The 20,652-nt window shown below is 47.7% G+C and carries 18 protein-coding genes and 10 tRNA genes; 27 read left to right on the top strand and 1 reads right to left on the bottom strand.

Annotated features, from left to right (window positions below):
- Positions 1-93 precede the first annotated feature (93 nt).
- From ABEW34_RS30585 to ABEW34_RS30515, 15 genes are all read left to right on the top strand, one after another.
- A tRNA-Asn gene (locus ABEW34_RS30585) sits at positions 94-169 on the top strand.
- A gap of 3 nt (positions 170-172) precedes the next feature.
- Positions 173-248, top strand: a tRNA-Thr gene (locus tag ABEW34_RS30580).
- A 13-nt stretch (positions 249-261) separates the two neighbouring features.
- Positions 262-336 (top strand) — tRNA-Glu (locus tag ABEW34_RS30575).
- Positions 337-341: 5 nt separating this feature from the next.
- A tRNA-Gln gene (locus tag ABEW34_RS30570) sits at positions 342-416 on the top strand.
- 6 nt (positions 417-422) lie between these two features.
- Positions 423-498, top strand: a tRNA-Lys gene (locus ABEW34_RS30565).
- A 23-nt stretch (positions 499-521) separates the two neighbouring features.
- Positions 522-603: transfer RNA gene (locus ABEW34_RS30560), tRNA-Leu, on the top strand.
- A gap of 165 nt (positions 604-768) precedes the next feature.
- Entirely contained in the window at positions 769-918 is a 150-nt protein-coding gene (locus tag ABEW34_RS30555) for a hypothetical protein (RefSeq protein WP_430165196.1), read from the top strand.
- A gap of 851 nt (positions 919-1,769) precedes the next feature.
- Positions 1,770-2,507: an oxygen-insensitive NADPH nitroreductase gene (nfsA, locus tag ABEW34_RS30550; RefSeq protein WP_430165205.1), complete on the top strand. Its 738-nt coding sequence runs from the start codon at positions 1,770-1,772 to the stop codon at positions 2,505-2,507.
- Between the two features lie 212 nt (positions 2,508-2,719).
- A complete protein-coding gene (locus ABEW34_RS30545) occupies positions 2,720-3,562 on the top strand; it encodes an ABC transporter ATP-binding protein (protein WP_430165194.1) in 843 nt (280 codons plus the stop codon).
- Positions 3,563-3,756: 194 nt separating this feature from the next.
- Positions 3,757-3,831 (top strand) — tRNA-Gly (locus tag ABEW34_RS30540).
- 6 nt (positions 3,832-3,837) lie between these two features.
- A tRNA-Arg gene (locus tag ABEW34_RS30535) sits at positions 3,838-3,914 on the top strand.
- Positions 3,915-3,938: 24 nt separating this feature from the next.
- Positions 3,939-4,015 (top strand) — tRNA-Pro (locus tag ABEW34_RS30530).
- 6 nt (positions 4,016-4,021) lie between these two features.
- Positions 4,022-4,092: transfer RNA gene (locus ABEW34_RS30525), tRNA-Gly, on the top strand.
- Between the two features lie 43 nt (positions 4,093-4,135).
- Positions 4,136-4,441 carry a hypothetical protein gene (locus ABEW34_RS30520; protein ID WP_430165192.1) on the top strand — a complete coding sequence of 102 codons (306 nt, stop codon included), beginning with the start codon at positions 4,136-4,138 and terminating at the stop codon, positions 4,439-4,441.
- A 44-nt stretch (positions 4,442-4,485) separates the two neighbouring features.
- Positions 4,486-5,220: a class I SAM-dependent methyltransferase gene (locus ABEW34_RS30515; protein WP_430165189.1), complete on the top strand. Its 735-nt coding sequence runs from the start codon at positions 4,486-4,488 to the stop codon at positions 5,218-5,220.
- Positions 5,221-5,384: 164 nt separating this feature from the next.
- On the opposite strand, the gene ABEW34_RS30510 is transcribed toward ABEW34_RS30515, so the two are convergent.
- Positions 5,385-5,465 carry a helix-turn-helix transcriptional regulator gene (locus tag ABEW34_RS30510; protein ID WP_430165202.1) on the bottom strand — a complete coding sequence of 27 codons (81 nt, stop codon included), beginning with the start codon at positions 5,463-5,465 and terminating at the stop codon, positions 5,385-5,387.
- Between the two features lie 74 nt (positions 5,466-5,539).
- Between ABEW34_RS30510 and ABEW34_RS30505 the strand changes: the two genes are divergently transcribed.
- The 12 genes from ABEW34_RS30505 (at position 5,540) to ABEW34_RS30450 (ending at position 20,245) form a co-directional block, all read left to right on the top strand.
- Complete coding sequence (locus ABEW34_RS30505; RefSeq protein WP_430165187.1) at positions 5,540-5,701, top strand: hypothetical protein; 162 nt, start codon at positions 5,540-5,542, stop codon at positions 5,699-5,701.
- A 9-nt stretch (positions 5,702-5,710) separates the two neighbouring features.
- Positions 5,711-5,884, top strand: coding sequence for a hypothetical protein (locus ABEW34_RS30500; protein WP_430165185.1), 174 nt, complete (start codon positions 5,711-5,713; stop codon positions 5,882-5,884).
- Positions 5,885-6,720: 836 nt separating this feature from the next.
- Entirely contained in the window at positions 6,721-9,525 is a 2,805-nt protein-coding gene (gene ppc / locus ABEW34_RS30495) for a phosphoenolpyruvate carboxylase (RefSeq protein WP_430165183.1), read from the top strand.
- A 350-nt stretch (positions 9,526-9,875) separates the two neighbouring features.
- Positions 9,876-11,210, top strand: coding sequence for a S1C family serine protease (locus ABEW34_RS30490; RefSeq protein WP_430165180.1), 1,335 nt, complete (start codon positions 9,876-9,878; stop codon positions 11,208-11,210).
- Between the two features lie 448 nt (positions 11,211-11,658).
- Positions 11,659-12,225, top strand: a complete 567-nt coding sequence (sigW, locus tag ABEW34_RS30485; RefSeq protein WP_430165178.1) for an RNA polymerase sigma factor SigW — start codon at positions 11,659-11,661, stop codon at positions 12,223-12,225.
- A 110-nt stretch (positions 12,226-12,335) separates the two neighbouring features.
- Positions 12,336-12,974: a zf-HC2 domain-containing protein gene (locus tag ABEW34_RS30480; RefSeq protein ID WP_056033159.1), complete on the top strand. Its 639-nt coding sequence runs from the start codon at positions 12,336-12,338 to the stop codon at positions 12,972-12,974.
- Between the two features lie 327 nt (positions 12,975-13,301).
- Positions 13,302-14,141: a diadenylate cyclase CdaA gene (gene cdaA, locus ABEW34_RS30475; protein ID WP_430165175.1), complete on the top strand. Its 840-nt coding sequence runs from the start codon at positions 13,302-13,304 to the stop codon at positions 14,139-14,141.
- Positions 14,134-15,579 (top strand): CdaR family protein, encoded by a 1,446-nt coding sequence (locus ABEW34_RS30470; RefSeq protein WP_430165172.1) that lies wholly within the window; start codon positions 14,134-14,136, stop codon positions 15,577-15,579. Before cdaA ends, ABEW34_RS30470 begins: the two co-directional genes overlap by 8 nt.
- A gap of 76 nt (positions 15,580-15,655) precedes the next feature.
- Complete coding sequence (gene glmM / locus ABEW34_RS30465; protein ID WP_430165169.1) at positions 15,656-16,996, top strand: phosphoglucosamine mutase; 1,341 nt, start codon at positions 15,656-15,658, stop codon at positions 16,994-16,996.
- A gap of 546 nt (positions 16,997-17,542) precedes the next feature.
- Positions 17,543-17,818: a hypothetical protein gene (locus ABEW34_RS30460; protein ID WP_430165166.1), complete on the top strand. Its 276-nt coding sequence runs from the start codon at positions 17,543-17,545 to the stop codon at positions 17,816-17,818.
- Between the two features lie 80 nt (positions 17,819-17,898).
- The gene (gene glmS, locus ABEW34_RS30455; RefSeq protein ID WP_430165163.1) at positions 17,899-19,731 is read left to right on the top strand and encodes a glutamine--fructose-6-phosphate transaminase (isomerizing); all 1,833 of its coding nucleotides are present in this window, start codon (positions 17,899-17,901) and stop codon (positions 19,729-19,731) included.
- 169 nt (positions 19,732-19,900) lie between these two features.
- Positions 19,901-20,245, top strand: coding sequence for a helix-turn-helix domain-containing protein (locus ABEW34_RS30450; RefSeq protein WP_430165199.1), 345 nt, complete (start codon positions 19,901-19,903; stop codon positions 20,243-20,245).
- Positions 20,246-20,652: the final 407 nt, after the last annotated feature.

Genomic DNA, 20,652 nt, shown 5'->3' with positions numbered 1-20,652 from the left:
CTTTCGCTATCCAGTTTTCAAGGTGCAACTCAATCGTAGCGTCTTTACCGTTGAACCTTTTTTAACAGGTCATTCAACGAACAGCTGAAATATTCCCTGATAGCTCAGTTGGTAGAGCACTCGACTGTTAATCGAGTTGTCACAGGTTCGAGTCCTGTTCGGGGAGCCATATGCTCTCATAGCTCAGTAGGTAGAGTGCATCCATGGTAAGGATGAGGTCACCGGTTCGATCCCGGTTGAGAGCTCCAGCTTTATTCGTAAGGCCCGTTGGTCAAGGGGTTAAGACACCTCCCTTTCACGGAGGTAACAGGGGTTCGAATCCCCTACGGGTCACCATTTATTGGGGATTAGCCAAGCGGTAAGGCAACGGACTTTGACTCCGTCATTCTCAGGTTCGATCCCTGAATCCCCAGCCATTTCATGAGTCATTAGCTCAGCTGGTAGAGCACCTGACTTTTAATCAGGGTGTCGTAGGTTCGAATCCTACATGACTCACCATTTTTTCTTATAGCTTTACCCATGCGCGTGTGGCGGAATTGGCAGACGCACCAGACTTAGGATCTGGCGTTTCACGACGTGGGGGTTCAAGTCCCTCCACGCGCATCATTTCATTAAATCCAATCCTTCTTATCTGAAAATGATAAGAAGGATTTTTTGGTTTTTTTAGCATAGTCCTTCCTCCAATTTATCCAGTAAAGTACGCCCGATTTTCCATGTTGCTTGTAGGTTTGATTATGTATAATGGCATAACAGTGAGAATTACTATCAATGACGATTAGGTTAGCAACGCTGCTTACAGGATGTCTAATCGTTCTTGTAGGCTGCGGTACAGCGGCAAATTCGGACTCGGAACCTAATAGCGTCTCCAGCGCAACAGACAAATGCAACGGCGGGGCAGGAGCCAGCTGCCGCTTCTAATACACGTATATTCACTAACTCATATGGAAAAAAGGAAATTCCGGCTAATCCGCAGCGCATTTTTTCAGTGAGCGCTACTTTGCTAATGCCGGCACTAGGCATTACGCCGATTGGCGGCTTGAATTATGAAAGTATACCGGATTATTATTTAAATAATTACCAAGATTAAATTACGATCACTGGAGATTATCCGATCAATTATGAGTCGGTTTTGGAGTTGTAGCAGTTGTAGCTTATCTTATTGGGGCAGATGAGACAGTTGCTGCGATCCAGATTTTTAAAAACTCGTTCCAGGTAGCTGGAAATCGGAACATGGGACATGTTCTTTATAATTTGCTGGGACTTAAACCGCTGCCGTCCATTCAGAAGCAAATCAATGATAAAGAAGATTATTTTGTTTATTGCTGAATGAAACGATGCAGCTATTCAAAAAATAAATGATTGGCTGGCAAGGAAGCTCTCCTGATTTAACGGGAAAGCTTTTTTTATAAATATAGGAAAGGATATGGTTTTTCCATCCTTCCCCTATATTTCTACGAGAAACGGAAGCTTTGCCGCCAAAGGACGGCTTCAGCCGTTTACGCTTGGGCATTTTTCCGCTACAATAAAATGATAGCATTTCTGAGAACGGTTATCAAAATGGGAGGGGAATGAGGACAAATGGCGGATATGGGTGAACACATAGATGATTTGCAGCTCCGCTGGGTTTAGATTATTAAAGGTTCATATACTGGAGGGATACCAGCACTGTCTCAAAACGCTCTGGCAAGCAGCTTGATGAAGCCATTGCATTTTTGCACAGCGAAGATGTAGTTAATGAGTAAAACTATATATAGAAAGAGTTGATCATGATGTGGTCTGAAACGATAGACGTGCTGCTTAATCACCGCTCCATAAGGAAATTCAAATCGAACCCGATCCCACAGTCGACACTGGCAAAAATAATAGAGGCGGCGCAGCAGGCTTCTACCTCAAGCAGTATGCAGTGCTTCACGGTAATCAACGTTAGTGACCGGGATAAGAGGAAACAGCTGGCCGAGCTTTCCGGCAACCAGGCTTATATTGAGGAATGCCCTGTTTTTCTCGTCTGGTGCGCGGATCTGTTCCGTTATGAACAGGCAGCAAGGCTTCATTATGAGGGCGATATGACGAGCACGGTTGAAAATTTTATCGTTGCCACAGTCGATACTGCGCTGGCAGCTCAAAATGCAGCAATCGCGGCAGAATCGCTTGGCTACGGAATTGTCTATATTGGCGGTATTCGCAACAATCCGCAGGAGGTTTCAACGCTATTAGGGCTGCCATCGCATGTGTACCCCGTATTCGGAATGTGCATAGGGGAGCCAGATCAAGCGCCGCTGACGCGTCCAAGATTGCCACAGCGGGCGATTTTGCATGTGGACAGCTATGATCAGGAAGCAGTGAAAAGCGGCATCCGGCAGTATGACGAGACGATTAGGGAGTATATGCTGGAGCGGTCAGAAGGAAAGCTGAATACAAGCTGGTCCGAATCAATGGCGGCCAAAATCAATCATCCGCGTCTGCATATGGGCGAGTTTCTCCGCAGCAAAGGCTTCTTGCAACAATAAGAAGTCTTTAGGCAGGGCTTGGGCTATGCAAATTTATTTTAGCCTTAACAATCGCTTTATTTTCATTGACATTTTACGTGAGAACGATTATCATTAATTATTGAATGATACTGATAATAGTTATCATGTTTAACGAATGATAAGTCGTGTGTTTATAATAAAATCAGCAAAAAACCCGTATATGCGGGCATCGGAAGGAGCGTGCATGTCCCATGATTCGCCTCACAACATCGAATCTCGACATTGCTTATGATGAACGGTTAATCGTTCAAGATCTGAATATTGCTATCCCACAAGGAAAAATTACTGCGTTGGTCGGGTCTAACGGTTCGGGTAAATCGACGATTTTGAAAACGATGGCTCGTCTGATGAATCCATCTGCAGGCAGCGTATTACTCGATGGGAAGTCGATTCATAAGCAAGCGACGAAGGAAGTGGCGAAGCAGCTGGCGATTTTGCCGCAAAATCCGACTGCTCCAGATGGTCTGACTGTATCCGAGCTCGTATCGTATGGACGTTTTCCTTATCAGAAGGGCTTCGGCTCTGTGAGCAAGCATGACCGTCAAATTATTAAATGGGCGATTGAAGCGACAGGAATGGTTGATTTTGCAGACCGTCCGGTTGACCAGCTGTCAGGCGGCCAACGCCAGCGTGCCTGGATTGCAATGTCTTTGGCACAAGAAACGGATATTTTATTTTTGGATGAGCCAACTACGTTCCTTGATATGGCGCATCAGCTTGAAGTATTGCATTTGCTTGAGAAGCTTAACGAGGTTAATAACCGGACGGTCGTTATGGTTGTCCATGATTTGAACCACGCTTCGCGTTATGCGCATCACATGATTGCGATTAAAAAAGGCAGTGTCGTTGGTGAAGGCTCGCCGCAACAGGTTATGACACCGGAGATTTTGCGCGAGGTGTTTAACATTGAGGCTGATATTATGCCTGATCCGCGTACTGGTGTTCCGCTGTGCATGCCGTATGCACTCGCAGGTGAGTCGGCTGCTTCCAAGGTTATGATTGATAAGAAACCAGCATTAGCTGGAGTAGTATAGTCAGTCATCAAACCGTGCTTGCAGGAGCACGGTTTGATTTTTATGCCATGGTACGAATCAGAGGGAAGATCACAGCGACGGAAAAAGTTTTTTTTGAAAAAGAGTAAATAACAGTTGCAATTCCCTTTGCAACATGATATATTATTACTTGTCGCCGCGATGAAATACTTAAGAAACTTAGGCGGAAATATAATGCGGACGTGGCTCAGTGGTAGAGCATCGCCTTGCCAAGGCGAGGGTCGCGAGTTCGAATCTCGTCGTCCGCTCCATATTGTGTGCCCTTAGCTCAGCTGGATAGAGCGTTTGACTACGAATCAAAAGGCCAGGAGTTCGAATCTCTTAGGGCACGCCATTTCTTTACAAAAGAATCGTCTGTCGGGACGTAGCTCAGCTTGGTAGAGCACCTGGTTTGGGACCAGGGGGTCGCATGTTCAAATCGTGTCGTCCCGACCATTATTTGCGGGTGTAGTTCAATGGTAGAACTTTAGCCTTCCAAGCTAATAGCGTGGGTTCGATTCCCATCACCCGCTTAACGAAGAGAATGACTTGAAACCCTTGTGCAGCAAGGGTTTTTTGTTTGCTGTTTTTTTCACGCTTGGAAGAGTTCTTTTGGTCTATGGGGCAGATCATGGGGCAAATCTCAGCTTTTTTGGATATTACATACTTGAAGCGAAGGGATTGTTGTTAACTTGCGTTTCCTCTTCGGGAGACATTAATAATATTACCTTCAAAATGCCGCTTCCGATGGTTAGTGTTACCCGGAAATTGGATCAGGTATTAAAAAAGAATATGCAATTGGTTTTGAGAAGCGAGGCCGCTTTAAAAGTATTAGGTGATATGGAAGATCAAAAATCAGGTCCATCAGAAACAATCTTATAATTTCTTCCCTCATTCCGCCTAAAGTAATGGAGGTCTGATAAATTTTGAAGCAGAACAAATATGATGAGTCCTCTTTTTTCACAAATTATAGTCAAATGGCTCGTTCGATTGGGGGACTGGACGCGGCTGGAGAATGGTCGTTCTTTCGGCAAATGCTGCCGGAGCTGGCTGGTACAAAAGTACTCGATCTAGGCTGCGGTTTTGGCTGGCATTGCCGTTATGTGCGGGAACAGAATGCCCGCTCGGTTGTGGGGATTGACCTTTCGGGTAATATGCTGGAACGGGCAAAAGAAATGACGGACGATGAGCAGATTGAATATCGCCAGCTTGCAATTGAGGACATCGATTTTCCATCGGAGGAGTTCGATATCGTCATTAGCTCGCTTGCGCTGCACTATGTAGAGCAATTGGGCGGCCTTTTCAAGAAAATCCATCATTGCTTGACGTCGGGCGGAGCTTTTGTATTTTCAGTCGAGCACCCGGTGTTCACTGCGCTTGGCGGGCAGGACTGGCATTATGGGGCAGAAGGGGAAAAGCTGCATTGGCCGCTGGATGATTATCATAGGGAAGGCCTGCGACAATCCAGATTTTTAGAGCATGATGTCGTTAAATACCATCGTACGGTGTCAACTTATATGAATCTTTTGCTTGAATCCGGATTTGAGCTTAAGCAGCTTTCGGAGCTGCAGCCGACGAAGGAGCTGCTGAATAGCCATCCGGCTTGGCAGGAGGAAATGCGCCGTCCGATGTTTTTAATAGTTTCAGCGGTGAAGAAATAGAAGAATATTATTAAGACATTTGCTGCAAGTGCAAGCAGCTGCCGAATCAAAAGAGACGTTTGCTCTGTGTTGAACAGAGCAGGCGTCTTTTTTGATTGGAGGGAGGCGAAGGAGACTCAGAGGAGGGGAGGAGGAACGGGATAAGCGATATGGCGACGAATAGTTCAACGCCTGTCATCCGTATTCCGGTATTCTCTAGGCGTTTCTCCAAAATAGCGGCGAAACGTGCGCGTGAAGTTTGGCATTGCTATAGCCGACCAGCTCACTTATCTCGTATGTGTTATAGGAAGGGTTCTTAAGCAGCACGAATGTTCTGCTTATGTTTATTCCGATAGACCAGACGGACAATACGTCGATTATTGTGACTTCGATTTTGTTCCAGCCGCTTATGGAGGTGGATGAAAATTTGGAGTTTGCTCCGATGCTGGCCGACAGCATAGAAACGGAGGATAAATCAGGTTTACACCGTAAAGCTGAATGATAATGCGAAATGGAGCGACGGCGAGCAGCGAGTCCAGAGACGCTGGCGAAAAATACGAGCAATTTGGTCGCCCAGCTGCAAAGCGGTGAAATCGATATGAATTTCCCAGGTATCGGCATGATTTCGGCTCAGGATTTCCATCTAATATTTACGGTAGCACGATATAATATCGTAGGTGATTAATCTAAAGCATCTTAAAAATGATTGAGGCTACACTGAAGAGGCAGGATGTTATTAGACAAATATATGCATACTTATTTTTTTTGAAGTAAGTGAAGAAAATAGTTAAAACCGCAAGAATTACTGATGAAAAATATAAAAAAATGGCTGCATTCATGAAATTATTCAGCTCATAGGGTATGAGGTTTTGAACGAAAATTATACAAAGGCTCAATGCGATTATAGCTATTTGAGTAGAACCCAGTTTTTTATAACTTCCCTTATTTCTTACGATAAAGGCGACTGTACAGGAAATAACAACCACTAGCATGAAGAAGGTGAAAAATAATCCGACCATTGTATCCCCCTCTTATTTAGCACTGAGAAGTAATAGACCAAGGAAAATCATACCAACGTTTTACTTTCACACCACAACCATTTGCGTCCGCTATTGTAACTAACTTTTGGAGGATTCACTGATAGAATTTGCACTTACAGGGGTAACAAGTGATAGTAGTAATGATAAACAAAGTAGGGGCTGATAAAATGCTTTTCAGTCATAAGCCTCTTCCTGAATATTATTATGACAGGCTGTGGCCGACTACCTAATTAAAATCTTGGCACAAATATACAAATTAATCAATCGAAAATATAAATGTAAATAAAATTATAAAATGTAAAAATGTTAGTTGTTTCAGGCGTTGATCCTCGAAAGTCTTTGACAAACTCCTTAATTTTTATGTTTGAGGTTCAAGCATGGCTGGATAATAGTCGGGGCTTCAACCATGAAGGATTTTGTAGTATGATGTAAGATAGTTAAAATGAGTCCGTTATAGGGCACGCTACAGGAGGATTTCAGTATGTCGGAACAAGCTGCAACGAATTTATCGGCAAGCCGCCAGCAAGCGAACAATTTGCTGCGTAGGGATGTTCGGTTTCTAGGCAACATACTCGGCGAAGTGCTCGTCCACCAGGGCGGCAAGGAATTGCTTGAAATTGTGGAGCAAATCCGCGAAACAAGCAAATCGTTGCGAGCGGAATATATTCCGGAGCTATTCGCGCAATTCAAGACGACGGTGTCGTCATTGAGCCCGGAAATTAGGCACCAGGTTATTCGTGCCTTCGCGATTTATTTTCAACTGGTTAATATTGCTGAACAAAATCACCGTATTCGCCGCAAGCGCGATTATGAGCGTTCCACTGGGGAAGGCGTTCAACGCGGCTCCATTGAGAGCGCTGTAGCGGATCTGAAGGAACGTCAAATCGCAGTGGAAGATGTACAGCAAATGCTGAGCGGCATTTCGCTGGAGCTTGTTATGACGGCACATCCAACGGAAGCTACACGCAGAGCGGTACTGGATATCCACAAGCGGATTGCCGAAGATGTGATGGAGCTTGATAACCCGACGCTGACTTACCGTGAGCGCGAGAAGCTTCGCGAGAAGCTGCTGAATGAAGTGCTTATTTTGTGGCAAAGCGATGAGCTTCGCGACCGTAAGCCTACGGTTATCGACGAAGTTCGCAACGGCTTGTATTATTTTGATGAAACGCTGTTCGAGGTGCTGCCTGCTGTCTACGAAGAGCTGGAGCGCTGCCTTGAGAAATATTATCCAGGTGAAAAATGGCATGCACCAGACTTTCTCCGTTTTGGCTCGTGGATCGGCGGCGACCGTGACGGCAACCCTTCCGTAACCGCGAAGGTAACGTGGGAAGCGCTGACGATGCACCGTCTGCTGGCGATTCGCAAGTATGAGGAAACACTGAATGAGCTGATGGGCCAACTGAGCTTCAGCACGAATATTGTGGAAGTGTCGGATGAATTGATTGAATCGATTCGCCGCGACCGCGAACAGGTTGAGCTGAAATGCGTAGAGCTGTGGCGCAACACGAAGGAGCCTTACCGCATCAAGCTTGGCTTTATGCTGGAGAAGCTCGCGAATACGCGCAATGAGGCGCTTAAAGGCTCCGCTATGCGCTATAATAACCCGGAAGAGCTGCTGGAGGATTTGAAAATAATTGACCGCAGCCTGCGCAATCACTTTGCGGATTATGTGGCAGATACGCATATCGGCAAGCTGGTTCGCCAGGTTGAGCTGTTCGGCTTCCACCTGATGACGCTGGATATTCGCCAGCACAGCAAAGAGCATGAAAATGCGATGACTGAGATTTTGGCGAAAATGAACATTACGCCGGATTATGCGGCTTTGAATGAGGATGAAAAGGTTGAGCTGCTGCATCGCCTGCTGAATGACCCGCGTCCATTGACGTCAAGCCATTTGGATTATACAGATGCAACGCGTGAATGCCTCGATGTCTACCATACGGCTTACCGTGCGAAGCAAGAGTTTGGCCCGAACTGCATTTCGAGCTACCTGATCAGTATGACGCAGGGTGCCAGCGACATGCTGGAAGTCATGGTATTCTCGAAGGAAGTCGGCTTGTTCCGCCAAGATCGCGACGGTACGGTTCACTGCTCGGTTCAATCGGTGCCGCTGTTCGAGACAATCGACGACCTTCATGCGGCTCCGGCTATTATGAAGCAGCTGTTCGAGCTGCCGATTTACCGTCAAGCCGTTGCGGCTCGCGGAGATCTGCATGAAATTATGCTGGGCTACTCCGACAGCAATAAAGATGGCGGAGCGGTTACAGCAAACTGGGAGCTGCGCGTAGCGCTTAAGGAAATTACAGCAGCGGCGAACGAATACGACGTTAAGCTGAAGTTCTTCCACGGACGCGGCGGAGCGCTCGGTCGCGGCGGCATGCCGCTGAACCGCAGCATTTTGGCTCAGCCACCGCATACAGTTGGCGGCGGCATCAAAATTACCGAGCAAGGCGAAGTGCTTTCCTCGCGTTATTCGATGCAGGGCATCGCTTACCGCAGCTTGGAGCAGGCGACCTGGGCGCTGATTACAGCTGCGCGCTTGGCAAAATATCCGGAGCAAGGCCAGACGGCCGAGCCGGAGTGGGAAGACATTGCCCGTTCGATTTCCGAGACGGCACTGGAGAAATATCAGGATTTGATTTTCCGCGATCCGGATTTCCTCACGTACTTCAAGGAATCGACACCGCTGCCTGAGGTTGGCGAGCTGAACATCGGCTCCCGCCCGTCCAAACGGAAAAACAGCGATCGCTTTGAAGATTTGCGTGCAATTCCATGGGTATTCGCTTGGACGCAAAGCCGTTATTTGCTGCCAGCTTGGTATGCAGCCGGCACAGCGCTCCAGCAATATGTGGATGGAAGCGAAGAGCGTCTGCAAACGCTGAAAACGATGTATGAGCATTTCCCGTTCTTCCGCTCCTTAATCGACAATCTGCAGATGGCACTGGCGAAAGCCGATCTTATTATTGCGAAGGAATATGCGGGCATGATTTCCGATGAGGTTATCCGCGATCGTATTTTCCAGCAAATTGAGTCGGAATACACGCTGACATCGCAAATGATTTTGAGCATTACGGGCCAAGCGGAAATTTTGGATAACGTACCGGTTATTCAAGAATCGATTCGCCTCCGTAATCCGTACGTCGATCCGCTCAGCTACATGCAGGTACAGCTTCTGACTGAGCTCCGCGGACTGCGGGCGAAGGACGAGGATGATCCAGAGCTGCTTCGTGAAGTATTGCTCACGATTAACGGAATTGCCGCCGGCCTGAGAAACACGGGCTAATAAGGCGCTTGAAAACATAAATAAACGCCAGAAAACGCTGGCGTGAACCAGAAAGCCAAGCAGGGCAGCCATTGCCCCGCTTGGCTTTTTTTGCGTTGAAAAGGTGGCTTTAGCGGTAGCAAGAGGACTTGTTATGCGCTTGTACAGCTTTTTAGCACGAAAATAGGGCTGGCTCGAAAGGTTTTATGTTGCTTTAAATATCGCTTAAGTTTGATTTAAGGTGCATCCTGCATGATGTATACATAGAAGGCAAACGAAATGACCGAATACACACTGACTAATTCTTATTATCTCGATACTTAGCTTACGTGATGAAATTTACTCGGTAAAACTTGAAGGAGGCAATCAAGATGAGCGAGGACAACCATTATAGAGGAACAAATAACAGCTTGAATGGACAGGGAGATGAACGTATGGCGGATCAAGTAAATAGCGGCGAACAAGGGAAAGAACAGGCGGAGATGAGCACAGCGGGGGCAAGCGATAGCAAAATCGAGCAATCGGGTGCAGTTGGCAAGCCAGAGGGCGAGCAAGTTTTCAAAACCGTTTATGGTTATGAAGATGCGGCTGAACCAGGGCAAGAGGCAGCAAAACAGTCGGCCCCGATTGTTGCTTCTTACATTTATGAGTCGGAGCGTTCGCCCTCGAACTTGCGCCATTCGTATGAGAAGCAGCTTAGTGAGCTGCGGACGATGACGGATAAAGGACAGAGCGGCGCAGGCAGAGGCGACGATGAGGCTTCACAGAAGCCAGCGAAGCGTACGCCGTTGAAGTCCATTTTCGCCGCATTTTTAGCAGGGGCTGTCGTCATTGGCGGCTTTATGTATACGGCGGATCGCAGTAATTTGTTCACAGGCGGCGTGGCTACGGTGAATACGACCAACGGCAGTGTAGTTAGCAATGGCAGCGAGAACAGCGCGGGCGTGACAACAGCGGCGAATTCGGTGGACAGCCAAATTTCCAGCATTTATGCGGCAGCCTCCCCGGCGGTCGTCAAAATCGAAAATTACGGTCAGGCGACACGCTCAAGCGGACGCGGTTCGGACTACTGGCAGTTTTTCGGGCAGCTGGCACCACAGAGCGGCCAGCAGCAGCCGAGTGAAGGCTCTAATGACCAGAGCGGAACAGACGATTCCAATTTGCAGCTTACAGGCTCGGGAACGGGATTTATATTCCAGTCCGATGGCTACATTTTAACAAATGAGCATGTCATTAGCGGGGCTTCCCAAGTGAAGGTAACCGTAGAAGGTTATGATGAGCCGTTTGTAGCTAAGGTGGTAGGCTCCAGCGCCGATCTGGATTTGGCAGTTCTGAAAATTACCGGAACGACGGCGTTCCCAACACTGTCTCTTGGCGACTCGGACAGCACAGCCATCGGCGACTGGGTTATCGCCATTGGCAATCCGTATGGCTTCGACCACACGATGACAGTGGGTGTGCTAAGCGCGAAAGAACGTCCGATATCCGTCCAAGACGAAGGGGGCGGCACGAAGGATTACAAGCATTTGCTGCAAACCGATGCCTCCATTAACCCAGGCAACTCGGGTGGTCCGCTGCTCAATACGAGTGGTCAGGTGATTGGTATCAATACAGCGGTAAGCACAGAAGCGCAGGGCATTGGTTTTGCCATTCCATCGAGCGAAATTCAAAGCGTGCTTCAAAAACTGATGACCAATTCCTTATAATATCTTTCATAAAAAGAAGGTTGGGATCGAAGCGCGGTACGTATCGCATCCGTAAAGGCCCGGCAAAAGCAGCATCAAGCGAAAAGCTTGAGAGCTGCTTTTTTGCCATAAAGAGTGGAAAACGTATATAATAGTTCAAATAAGGTAGTGGGATCTAATCGTCATACGCTGGAAAGATTGGATGTTTCTTAAAATATAGGAAAGCATGATGTCCTCAGCCTTTCTCTATATTTCTCGGAATGAAACGCGATACGCCGCCAAAGGACGGCGATAGCCGTTTCACCTTACGCATTTATCTTGCTTTTTAAGCCCATGTGGATTACCATTTTCTATAGAGTTTAAGGGCAGAGGACGCGGCAGGAGTTATATTTGTTTTAGTAGGCATTGCTGATTCATAATAGCACTCGCGGCAACAATCCGTTCAAACGGAAAGTTTGGAGGAGTAGAAGTGAATGTATTGGAAGCCCGCCTTGCAAAATTATCGTTAAAAGGCGACCAGCGGGCATTTGCTGAGCTCGTAGGGCTCTATCAGGACAAGCTTTTTCACATGGCGTACCGCATGCTGAGCAACCGTCAAGAGGCGGAAGATGTCGTGCAGGAAGCGTTCATGCGAGTGTATAGAAATTTAGAGCGCTACGATGAAACCTTGAAATTTTCCACCTGGATTTATCGGATCGCGACGAATCTTTGCATCGACAAGCTGCGCAAGCGCAAGCCTGTATATTCACTAGATGCGGAATCGACGGATCATGAAGGTTTGGATGGTTATTCGATGATCCCAAGCGACAATCGAACGCCCGAGTCAGAGACGCTGCTGTCTGAGACACAGCAGATTATTCATCAGGCGATTGCATCGCTTCCGCCGAAATACAAGACGGTGATGATGCTGCGCTACATTGAGGATTTGTCTCTGCAAGAAATTAGCGAGGTCATGGATATCCCTGTCACGACGATTAAGACGAGGGTACACCGGGGACGGGAGTTTCTGCGCAAGAAGCTGGAGTACAAGCTGTAAAATTGGCCGAAAGCTTGTTGCGAAATTTTGAAACACTTTCGGATTTGATACGTATCCTATAGTTGTAGTAGAGCGTTAACGTAAGCAAAAGAAAGAAAGGACTGGCTGCTATGGAATGCAAAGTCGCCATCGGAATGATGCACGACTATTTTGACGGTGATCTGACCAGGCAAGGTACGATGGATTTGAAGGGGCATATGAGTACTTGTCCCGCTTGCCTCGCTCGGTTCGAACAGCTGGAGAAGACGGAAGCGATGACTTTTTCCGCCTTGGAGCATGCCGCAGTGGTCCCGCATTACGATATACAGGCTTCCGAGAAGCTGACGCAGCTTATTTTGGACCAAATACCGAAACCGCAGGCGAAGACTCGTCCGCAGTATTTGCGTTTGCTCTACAAGTACCCGGGAGTAACGGTCGCAGCGATTTTTGTACTGGTTATGCTGGGCAGCTTTGTCTCCATGTGGGGACATGATACGAAGCTGGTGGTGTCGGGCGAGGATCTGCATCAGGTCGTTATTGACGGCAACACGGTTACAATTCCGGAAGGTGTGCATATTAAAGGAAATTTGATCGTTGAAAATGGCATGGCCGACGTTAGAGGCGAAATCGATGGCAATGTTACAGTCATTGACGGTTCCCTCAATTTGGCCTCGACCGGATTTATTGCCGGGCAAAGCCGGACCATTGATCAGGCACTGGATTGGTTCTGGTATAAGGTGACGACAACTTTCAGCGGATTGGCTTCTTAGGTGAGCTGCCTTCCTGACGGGAAGGCAGCTTTTTTTTGAAAATATAGGGAAGGATAAGAATGCTCCATCCTTCCTCTATATTTCTCGGACTGAAACGCGCCGCGCCGCCAAAGGACGGCGGCAGCCGTTTCACCTTGAAATATAGGGAAGGATAAGAATGATCCATCCTTCCTCTATATTTCTCGGAATGAAACGCGCTGCGCCGCCGAAGGATGGCGACAGCCGTTTCACCTTGAATAAAGGAGTTTCCATACCGAATATAGAAAATAATTAAGGTTGAAATTCAAAATACATGCGATACGTGCTCGGTTGTTTGGGGGTTCATACATGAGTTACTTTGCAGATTTGACTTGGCAGAACGGCATCAAGGACGTTATTGATATCGGGATCGTCAGCTATATTATTTACAAAATCATTTTGCTTGTACAAGGGACCAGAGCGGTTCAGCTCTTGAAGGGAATCCTTGTGCTTATTGCTGTATGGGCAATTAGCACATGGTTTAATTTATATACGCTCAAATGGGTGATGAACCAAATGTTCACCTTTGGCGTCGTTTCTATCCTTATCATTTTTCAGCCGGAGCTGAGGCGGGTGCTGGAGCAGGTGGGACGTGGGAAGCTGTTCGTCAGCTCCTCCTTCATGGACAAGGATGTCGTCAATGAGCAGATTGATGAAGTGATGAAGGCTATCCAGTTTATGGCGAAACGAAAAATTGGCGCGCTAATCGTATTTGAACGGACAACCGGCGTCAATGAACTCATTGAATCAGGTGTGCAGATGGAGTCGCGAATTACTTCCGAGCTGCTGAACAATATTTTTACGCCAAATACGCCGCTGCATGATGGAGCGGTCATTATTCGGGGGAATCAAATTATGGCAGCGGGCTGTTATTTGCCGCTGTCTGAAAATCCTTTTATAAGCAAGGAGCTTGGGACGCGCCATCGTGCGGCCATCGGCGTCAGCGAGGTCAGTGACGCGGTGTCAGTCGTCGTATCGGAAGAAACGGGACAAGTTTCATTGGCGCTCAACGGTATGATTGTTCGTGATATTAAAGAAGAATCACTAATCTCGAAGCTGTTTGAGGAGCTGACTCCGAAGACGAATGGACGCACAAAGGAACGCCAGTCGTTCGCGTTCTGGAAGCGGAAAGGAGGCCAGGATGGATAAATGGCTTAGTCATCCGACAGCGATCAAAATTATTTCTATCGTCATTGCGCTGCTGCTGTGGGCAGTCGTGCATTTCGATCCGGAATCGACTCCTGCTGCGGTGACCTCCAATACAGATAAAAAAATTATCGAGGCTGCGCAAATTATTCCAACCGGGCTGGATGAGGCTAAATATTCACTTGTGCAGATGGAGCCGACCGTTGTAAGAATTATGGTGGAAGGCCGACGTTCCAAGCTGCTCGCTGCCAAAGATGAGGATTATATTATTACAGCTGATTTAACCGGACTTGGGGAAGGCGAGCATGTTGTGCCTTTAACGTATACGATGCCGAGCGGCGTCAGCCTGCTGGAAATTTCGCAGCGTACGGTAAAGGTAGATATCGAAGAAATTCAGACGAAGTCCTTTGATTTGGGGCTGAAGACGTCTGGTACGCCTTCAAGCGGCTATATTGTTGGAACGCCATTACTGGTGGGCAAAGAGACAGCCCCTTCCGTTAAAGTGACGCTTCCTAAGGATGAGATGGAATATGTCGGTTCGGTAAGCGCGACCGTTAGTGTGGAAGGCGCCAAATCGACAGTTGAGGATAAAAAAGCGAGTGTTGTTGTTTATGATACGGAAGGCAAAGTGATGGAGCATGCCATTACCGATCCGAAGATCGTCGATGTGGAGGTTCCCGTCACTCCGCCAATCAAGATGGTTCCGCTCCAGATCAGCTATACAGGCAGCTTGCCGGAAGGTTTAAGCATTGCGTCCATTAAACCGGAAATCGACAAAGTTGCCGTTTATGCAGATCAAAAAACGCTTGATGCTCTCGAAGTATATAATGGGGTGACGATTGATCTCGGTGCTGTGGAGCAGTCGGGCACAGTGAAGGCGAAGGTCACAAAGCTGGATGGCATTGTGATGGTTGAGCCTGCTGAAATTAATGTTGAGGTGAATGTCGTTTCATGGGAAGCGCTGACCTTGACGAGAGCGATTCAATTAACGAATGTGGGCGAAGGGCTTTTTGCTGAAATCAGCAAGCCGCAGAGCGGCGAGGCGAGCCTCACTATTCACGGCGCACCAGATGTGCTATCGGCGATAAGCGATAAGGATTTACAGCTGACAGCTGATTTACAGGGGCTAAAAGCGGGCACTCACACGATTAAGCTGTCGACAAAGGTGCCGCGTTTCGTTACCGTAACGAATGAAGAGACGGCATTAACCGCTACGGTAGTTATTGGCGAGAAGTCTGATCCGGTGACGGCAGATCCAGAAACAAGCGGCGGCACGACCAAGCCGGAGCCGACTCCAACGCCTGATCCGTCGGCAACGCCGGATGAGGAAGAAAGTACGCCTAGTCCTGGCTCGGGAAACGATGGCAGTAATGATGGCAATGGAGCTACGAATGCGGGCGGCGAGCCTAGCAGCGGCAGCTCCGCAAATGCAAATGGTTAGTTGATTAATGAGCAGCAGCATAGGATTGGCTGTTTTTTCAGTCAATATCGATATAATAAAAGGGGCTAGAACGACAATGGGGAAATATTTTGGTACAGATGGCGTGCGCGGTGTCGCGAATCAGGAATTGACACCAGAGCTTGCTTATAAAATTGGCCGCTGCGGCGGATTCGTATTAACGGGAGCGGCAGATAAGCCGGTAGTCGTCATCGGACGGGATACGCGTATCTCCGGTCCAATGCTGGAATCGGCGCTTATCGCCGGCTTGCTGTCTATCGGTGCAAGCGTTGTGCGCCTAGGTGTCGTGTCGACACCGGCAGTTGCTTATATTACACGCGAGCTTAAGGCGGATGCGGGCGTAATGATTTCCGCTTCCCATAATCCGGTTGAGGATAATGGCATTAAGTTTTTCGCTGGCGACGGCTTCAAGCTGTCGGATGAGACGGAAATTCGCATTGAGCAGCTGATTGATGCGGAGCAGGATGAATTGCCGCGCCCTGTAGGCGGCGATATTGGCACTGTAACCGATGACGATGCGGCGAAGAAGCGTTATCTGGACTTTTTGAAAACGACGATTAGAGGCGGGTTCAGCGGCCTTAAAATCGTGCTCGACTGCGCGAACGGCTCAGCTTATGAGCTGGCGCCAGCTGTATTCCGCGAGCTTGGCGCGGAAATTATAACGGTAGGAGCGGAGCCGGATGGCCGCAACATCAATGCGGGCGTCGGATCGACGCATCCGGAATATTTGCGTAAGCAGGTGCTGGCGCATAAAGCGGATTTGGGACTATCCTTTGACGGCGACGCCGATCGCCTGATTGCGATTGATGACCAGGGCGAAGAGGTCGATGGCGATTATATTTTGTGCATCATTGGCGATGCGATGAAACAGGCTGGAAAGCTGAAGCATGACACCGTCGTAACGACGGTTATGGCTAACATTGGCTTTTTCAAAGCTGCGGGACAACTAGGTCTGCAAACCGCGCAAACCGCTGTTGGTGACCGTTACGTGATGGAAGAAATGCGTCGCGGCGGCTTCAACTTGGGCGGCGAGCAGTCCGGCCATGTTATTTTCCTGGATTATATTACGACGGGTGACGGCATTCTGACCGCTTTGCAGCTGGTCGATACGATTAAAGCTTCCGGCCGCAAGCTCAGCGAGCTGAAAACCATTATGCGCAAGTTCCCTCAAGTGCTCGTTAACGTGCGCGTGGAAGACAAGAGCAAGTACCTTGGCAACCAGGCGATTGAAGCAGCGGCGGAAGAAGTGTCCAGTGAGCTTGGCGACAATGGCCGTGTGCTCGTTCGTCCTTCCGGTACAGAATCGCTCATTCGCGTCATGGCAGAAGGTCCAGACAAGGCTCAGGTTGAAGCATACGTGGCAAAAATCGTTGATGTGGTGAAAAAAGAACTCGGTTAATGATTAATGGGCTGAGTAATCAGCAGCAGTAATCGTAAACGATCGTGATATTTAACCGTAATCTTCAATATTCGTAAGCGTTGGTGGCAATAAATATTAATATCAGTAATGTTAAACGGGACTTATTTTTAAGGTGAGCAATTGTAAACGATAGTAATGTTAAGAGACATAAATGAAAATAATTAGTGCCTTGAATGATTAAGGCCGCTTGCCTCCTGCAATTGAAGCCCAAGCATATGCGTTGAAGCTTGAGCGTATGCTAAGGTGATTTGCGGGAAGCAGGCGGCTTGGCACCGATATGTTTGTTGAGACATAGAATGTATGAGGCAAGGGAGACTATCGGTGGGTATAGCTGCTTATGAATGGGCATGAGCCGATACTGTTGCATATTGGCCTGAAAATGAATACAATAGAGATTATGATTTCATTCCAGAAGGAAAGCGAGGATCGAGGTTACACTGCAATATAAGCGCCAGAGCTTGCGTGATGATTCGTTTCTATGCTGTACGTAACTGATGAATGGGCTGCATGATGGATGTGCGGACAGTGGTTATGGAAGCAGTAGCAGTCGGGGCGATCATACGGGAAGCTGACGAGGTGGAGGTGTTCGAAATGTTCGGCGGGGGCCTCCCGGTTATAGCATGCCGACCGAAAGCTGAGACGCAAAATGATTGGGCGACCATTCATACAAACGTTCAGCAGGCATCAACAGACGAAATAATTGAACTTTTATTCCCGTATGTCTATGGTGCCGCCTGTGGGGCTGGTACGGGCAGAGGGTTACACAACTTCTTTGGACAAAAGCAAAAGCTGAATTTGTGACAACCGAATAGCGCCTGTGCCGCATATAGGCAGGCATCCGTCATAAGGGCATTATACCTATAACGGAGGTCTATTAAATTATGTGTGGAATTGTAGGATATATTGGTAAACGTGACTCGCAGGCGATTTTGATTGAAGGGCTGAAAAAGCTGGAATATCGCGGCTATGACTCGGCAGGTATTGCTGTATTCACGGGCAACGGTCTTGAAGTTTCGAAGGCAAAAGGACGCCTTGCTAATCTTGAAGGCAAGCTGCAAGGCGAGCCATTGCACGGTTCCGTCGGCATTGGGCATACGCGCTGGGCAACACACGGCAAGCCATCCGATGTGAACTCTCATCCGCATACGGACAATTCGGCTAAATTTTCGGTCGTTCACAATGGCATCATTGAGAACTACCTGGATATTAAAGACGAGTTGACTGTGAAAGGTCATGTATTCGTATCGGAGACGGATACAGAAGTGATTTCGCATCTTATAGCTGATGAGTATGACGGCAACATCATTGAAGCGGTGCAGCGTGCGGTTAAACGTATGCGCGGAGCGTTCGCTCTGGGCGTTTTGACAGAGTTTGAACCGGAAAAGCTGGTAGCAGTTCGTTTTGCAAGCCCGCTCGTAATCGGCGTAGGCAATGGCGAAAACTTCATCGGTTCGGATATTCCGGCGATTTTGGAGCATACGCGTGACGTTTATATTTTGGACGACGGCGAAATGGCTATTTTGACACGTGATGGTGTCGAATTGATGACGACAGAAGGCGCAGCTATTTCCAAGGAAATATTTCATGTCGACTGGGATCTGGTAACCGCAGAAAAAGCCGGCTTTGATCATTTTATGCTGAAAGAAATTTATGAGCAGCCAAAAGCATACCGCGACACAATGCTCGGCCGCGTTGCAGACGACGGCAAATCGGTGCAGCTGTCTGAGCTGACGATGACGAAGGATTATATTAAATCGATTCGTAAAGTGCATATCGTAGCTTGCGGAACGGCTTACCATGCAGGCCTTGTTGGTAAAACGGTTATTGAGTCCATCGCCCGCATTCCGGTTGAAACGGATGTCGCTTCGGAATATCGTTACCGCTCGCCGATCATTACGCCAGATACGCTCGTTATTGTAGTCAGCCAATCCGGTGAAACAGCAGATACACTTGCTGCACTTCGTGAAGCGAAGCGCAATGGCGCTCGCGTATTGGCGATTACGAACGTAGTGGGCAGCTCGATTGCCCGCGAAGCGGATGATGTGCTGGTAACGTTGGCAGGGCCGGAAATTGCGGTTGCTTCGACAAAAGCATACACGTCGCAGCTTGTAGTCTTCTACCTGCTCAGCTTGTATTTCGCAGATACGCTAGGAACGAAAAATACAGCGGAGGTAAGCGAAATTCTTGCTGCTATGCAAGAGCTTCCTGAGCAAGTGGAAAGCATTTTGGAGCAAGCACCGGTGTTGCGCGGTATCGCTGAATCGATTTCTTCGCACCCGAGCCTGTTCTTTATTGGCCGCGGCATTGACTATCCAGTCGCGCTGGAAGGCTCGCTGAAGCTGAAGGAAATTTCGTATATTCACTCGGAGGCTTACCCAGCTGGCGAGCTGAAGCACGGTACGCTGGCGCTGATCGAAGAAGGCGTTCCCGTTATCGCTTTGGTCACGCAGGAAGAGCTATACGAGAAAACATTGAGCAACATTAAAGAAGTGAAAGCACGCGGTGCGAATGTGCTCGGTATTGGTAATGTTGGCTATGAAGAGGAAGCGAACAAGTCGGTTGATACACTGTTCTCGATCCCTCGCACACTGCCAATCCTGACGCCAGCGCTGTCCGTGGTGCCGCTGCAATTGATCTCCTACTATGCTTCGCTTGCACTCGGGCATGATGTTGATAAACCGAGAAATTTGGCGAAGAGTGTTACGGTAGAGTAGGGGAGAGTAATATATTCCCCCCTTTGTCCAGTTAAATAAAAGTCGTGAACCAGTAAAAAGAGTCATGAACCAGTAAAAAAGTTGTGAACCAGTAAAGAAAGTCATGAACCAGCAATGTTAGTCCCGATGAAGCAAGCGCTCATCGGGACTTTATTATTTTAAAGGGGGGATCCAAATCGAAACACTAGGCGGACGTATTAAGAAGATCAGGAAGCTCAATGAAATGAATCAGATTGATTTTTCTAGTAGAGTAGGGATTTCGCAAGCTACGCTGAGTGAATTGGAACAAGACAAGTACAAACCTTCGGTTGATATCATAATTTCAATTGTTTCTGAATTCCGTGCCGATGTAACGTGGCTTCTGCTCGGAACTTCAAGTGCGAATAATAAAGTTATTGGTATGAATCAAGTCAATGAAAAAGAAGCGGATTTGCTATTATTATTCGAAAAATTAAAAGCAAATGACCAAGACGAGATTATAGACTTCATTAAAATGAAGTTGAAACGATACTAATTCAATGGATTTCTTAATATATGTCTTTTTTAAAAAAATAATAGTGGCGAGTTTGCAATTGGGTTGGTGAAAAATGAATTGATATCTGTGCGTGCTGCATTACGAACCCGTTTTTAAGAGAAAAGTGATTCTCCATAGAGGGAGGATAGTTCCAATATTTAGGGAAACATTAGCTTATTATAAATCGGAGGATAGTAATGCTCGATACAAGATTGGAATGGTACAGAGTCATTCTTAAACGTAGTGCAGGAACACTGCTTCCACAAGCTTCATTACCTAAAGGATTTCCTTTCGTAATGTTCCAAGCAGGGGATGAATCCTAAAGGCCGGTTTCTAGTCCGTACCGTCGGCAGGCGGAGTAGATCATTCCCTCCGGCGGGATCGCCCGCTCCGGAAGAACAAGCGAA

Origin of the sequence: Paenibacillus algorifonticola, from assembly GCF_050481745.1 — a bacterium.
GTDB classification, from domain to species: Bacteria; Bacillota; Bacilli; order Paenibacillales; family Paenibacillaceae; genus Pristimantibacillus; species Pristimantibacillus algorifonticola_A.
The sequence above is the reverse complement of the archived record's forward strand: the minus strand, read 5'-3'. Positions and strand labels throughout refer to the sequence as shown.

What these genes read in the sequence shown, in the direction of transcription:
- ABEW34_RS30555 (WP_430165196.1), top strand. Translation starts at nt 769, where the DNA reads ATGACGATTAGGTTAGCAACGCTGCTTACAGGATGTCTAATCGTTCTT.
- nfsA (WP_430165205.1), top strand. Translation starts at nt 1,770, where the DNA reads ATGTGGTCTGAAACGATAGACGTGCTGCTTAATCACCGCTCCATAAGG.
- ABEW34_RS30545 (WP_430165194.1), top strand. Translation starts at nt 2,720, where the DNA reads ATGATTCGCCTCACAACATCGAATCTCGACATTGCTTATGATGAACGG.
- ABEW34_RS30510 (WP_430165202.1), bottom strand. Translation starts at nt 5,465, where the DNA reads ATGCCAAACTTCACGCGCACGTTTCGCCGCTATTTTGGAGAAACGCCT.
- ABEW34_RS30505 (WP_430165187.1), top strand. Translation starts at nt 5,540, where the DNA reads ATGTTTATTCCGATAGACCAGACGGACAATACGTCGATTATTGTGACT.
- ABEW34_RS30500 (WP_430165185.1), top strand. Translation starts at nt 5,711, where the DNA reads ATGGAGCGACGGCGAGCAGCGAGTCCAGAGACGCTGGCGAAAAATACG.
- ppc (WP_430165183.1), top strand. Translation starts at nt 6,721, where the DNA reads ATGTCGGAACAAGCTGCAACGAATTTATCGGCAAGCCGCCAGCAAGCG.
- ABEW34_RS30490 (WP_430165180.1), top strand. Translation starts at nt 9,876, where the DNA reads ATGAGCGAGGACAACCATTATAGAGGAACAAATAACAGCTTGAATGGA.
- ABEW34_RS30480 (WP_056033159.1), top strand. Translation starts at nt 12,336, where the DNA reads ATGGAATGCAAAGTCGCCATCGGAATGATGCACGACTATTTTGACGGT.
- cdaA (WP_430165175.1), top strand. Translation starts at nt 13,302, where the DNA reads ATGAGTTACTTTGCAGATTTGACTTGGCAGAACGGCATCAAGGACGTT.
- ABEW34_RS30470 (WP_430165172.1), top strand. Translation starts at nt 14,134, where the DNA reads ATGGATAAATGGCTTAGTCATCCGACAGCGATCAAAATTATTTCTATC.
- glmM (WP_430165169.1), top strand. Translation starts at nt 15,656, where the DNA reads ATGGGGAAATATTTTGGTACAGATGGCGTGCGCGGTGTCGCGAATCAG.
- glmS (WP_430165163.1), top strand. Translation starts at nt 17,899, where the DNA reads ATGTGTGGAATTGTAGGATATATTGGTAAACGTGACTCGCAGGCGATT.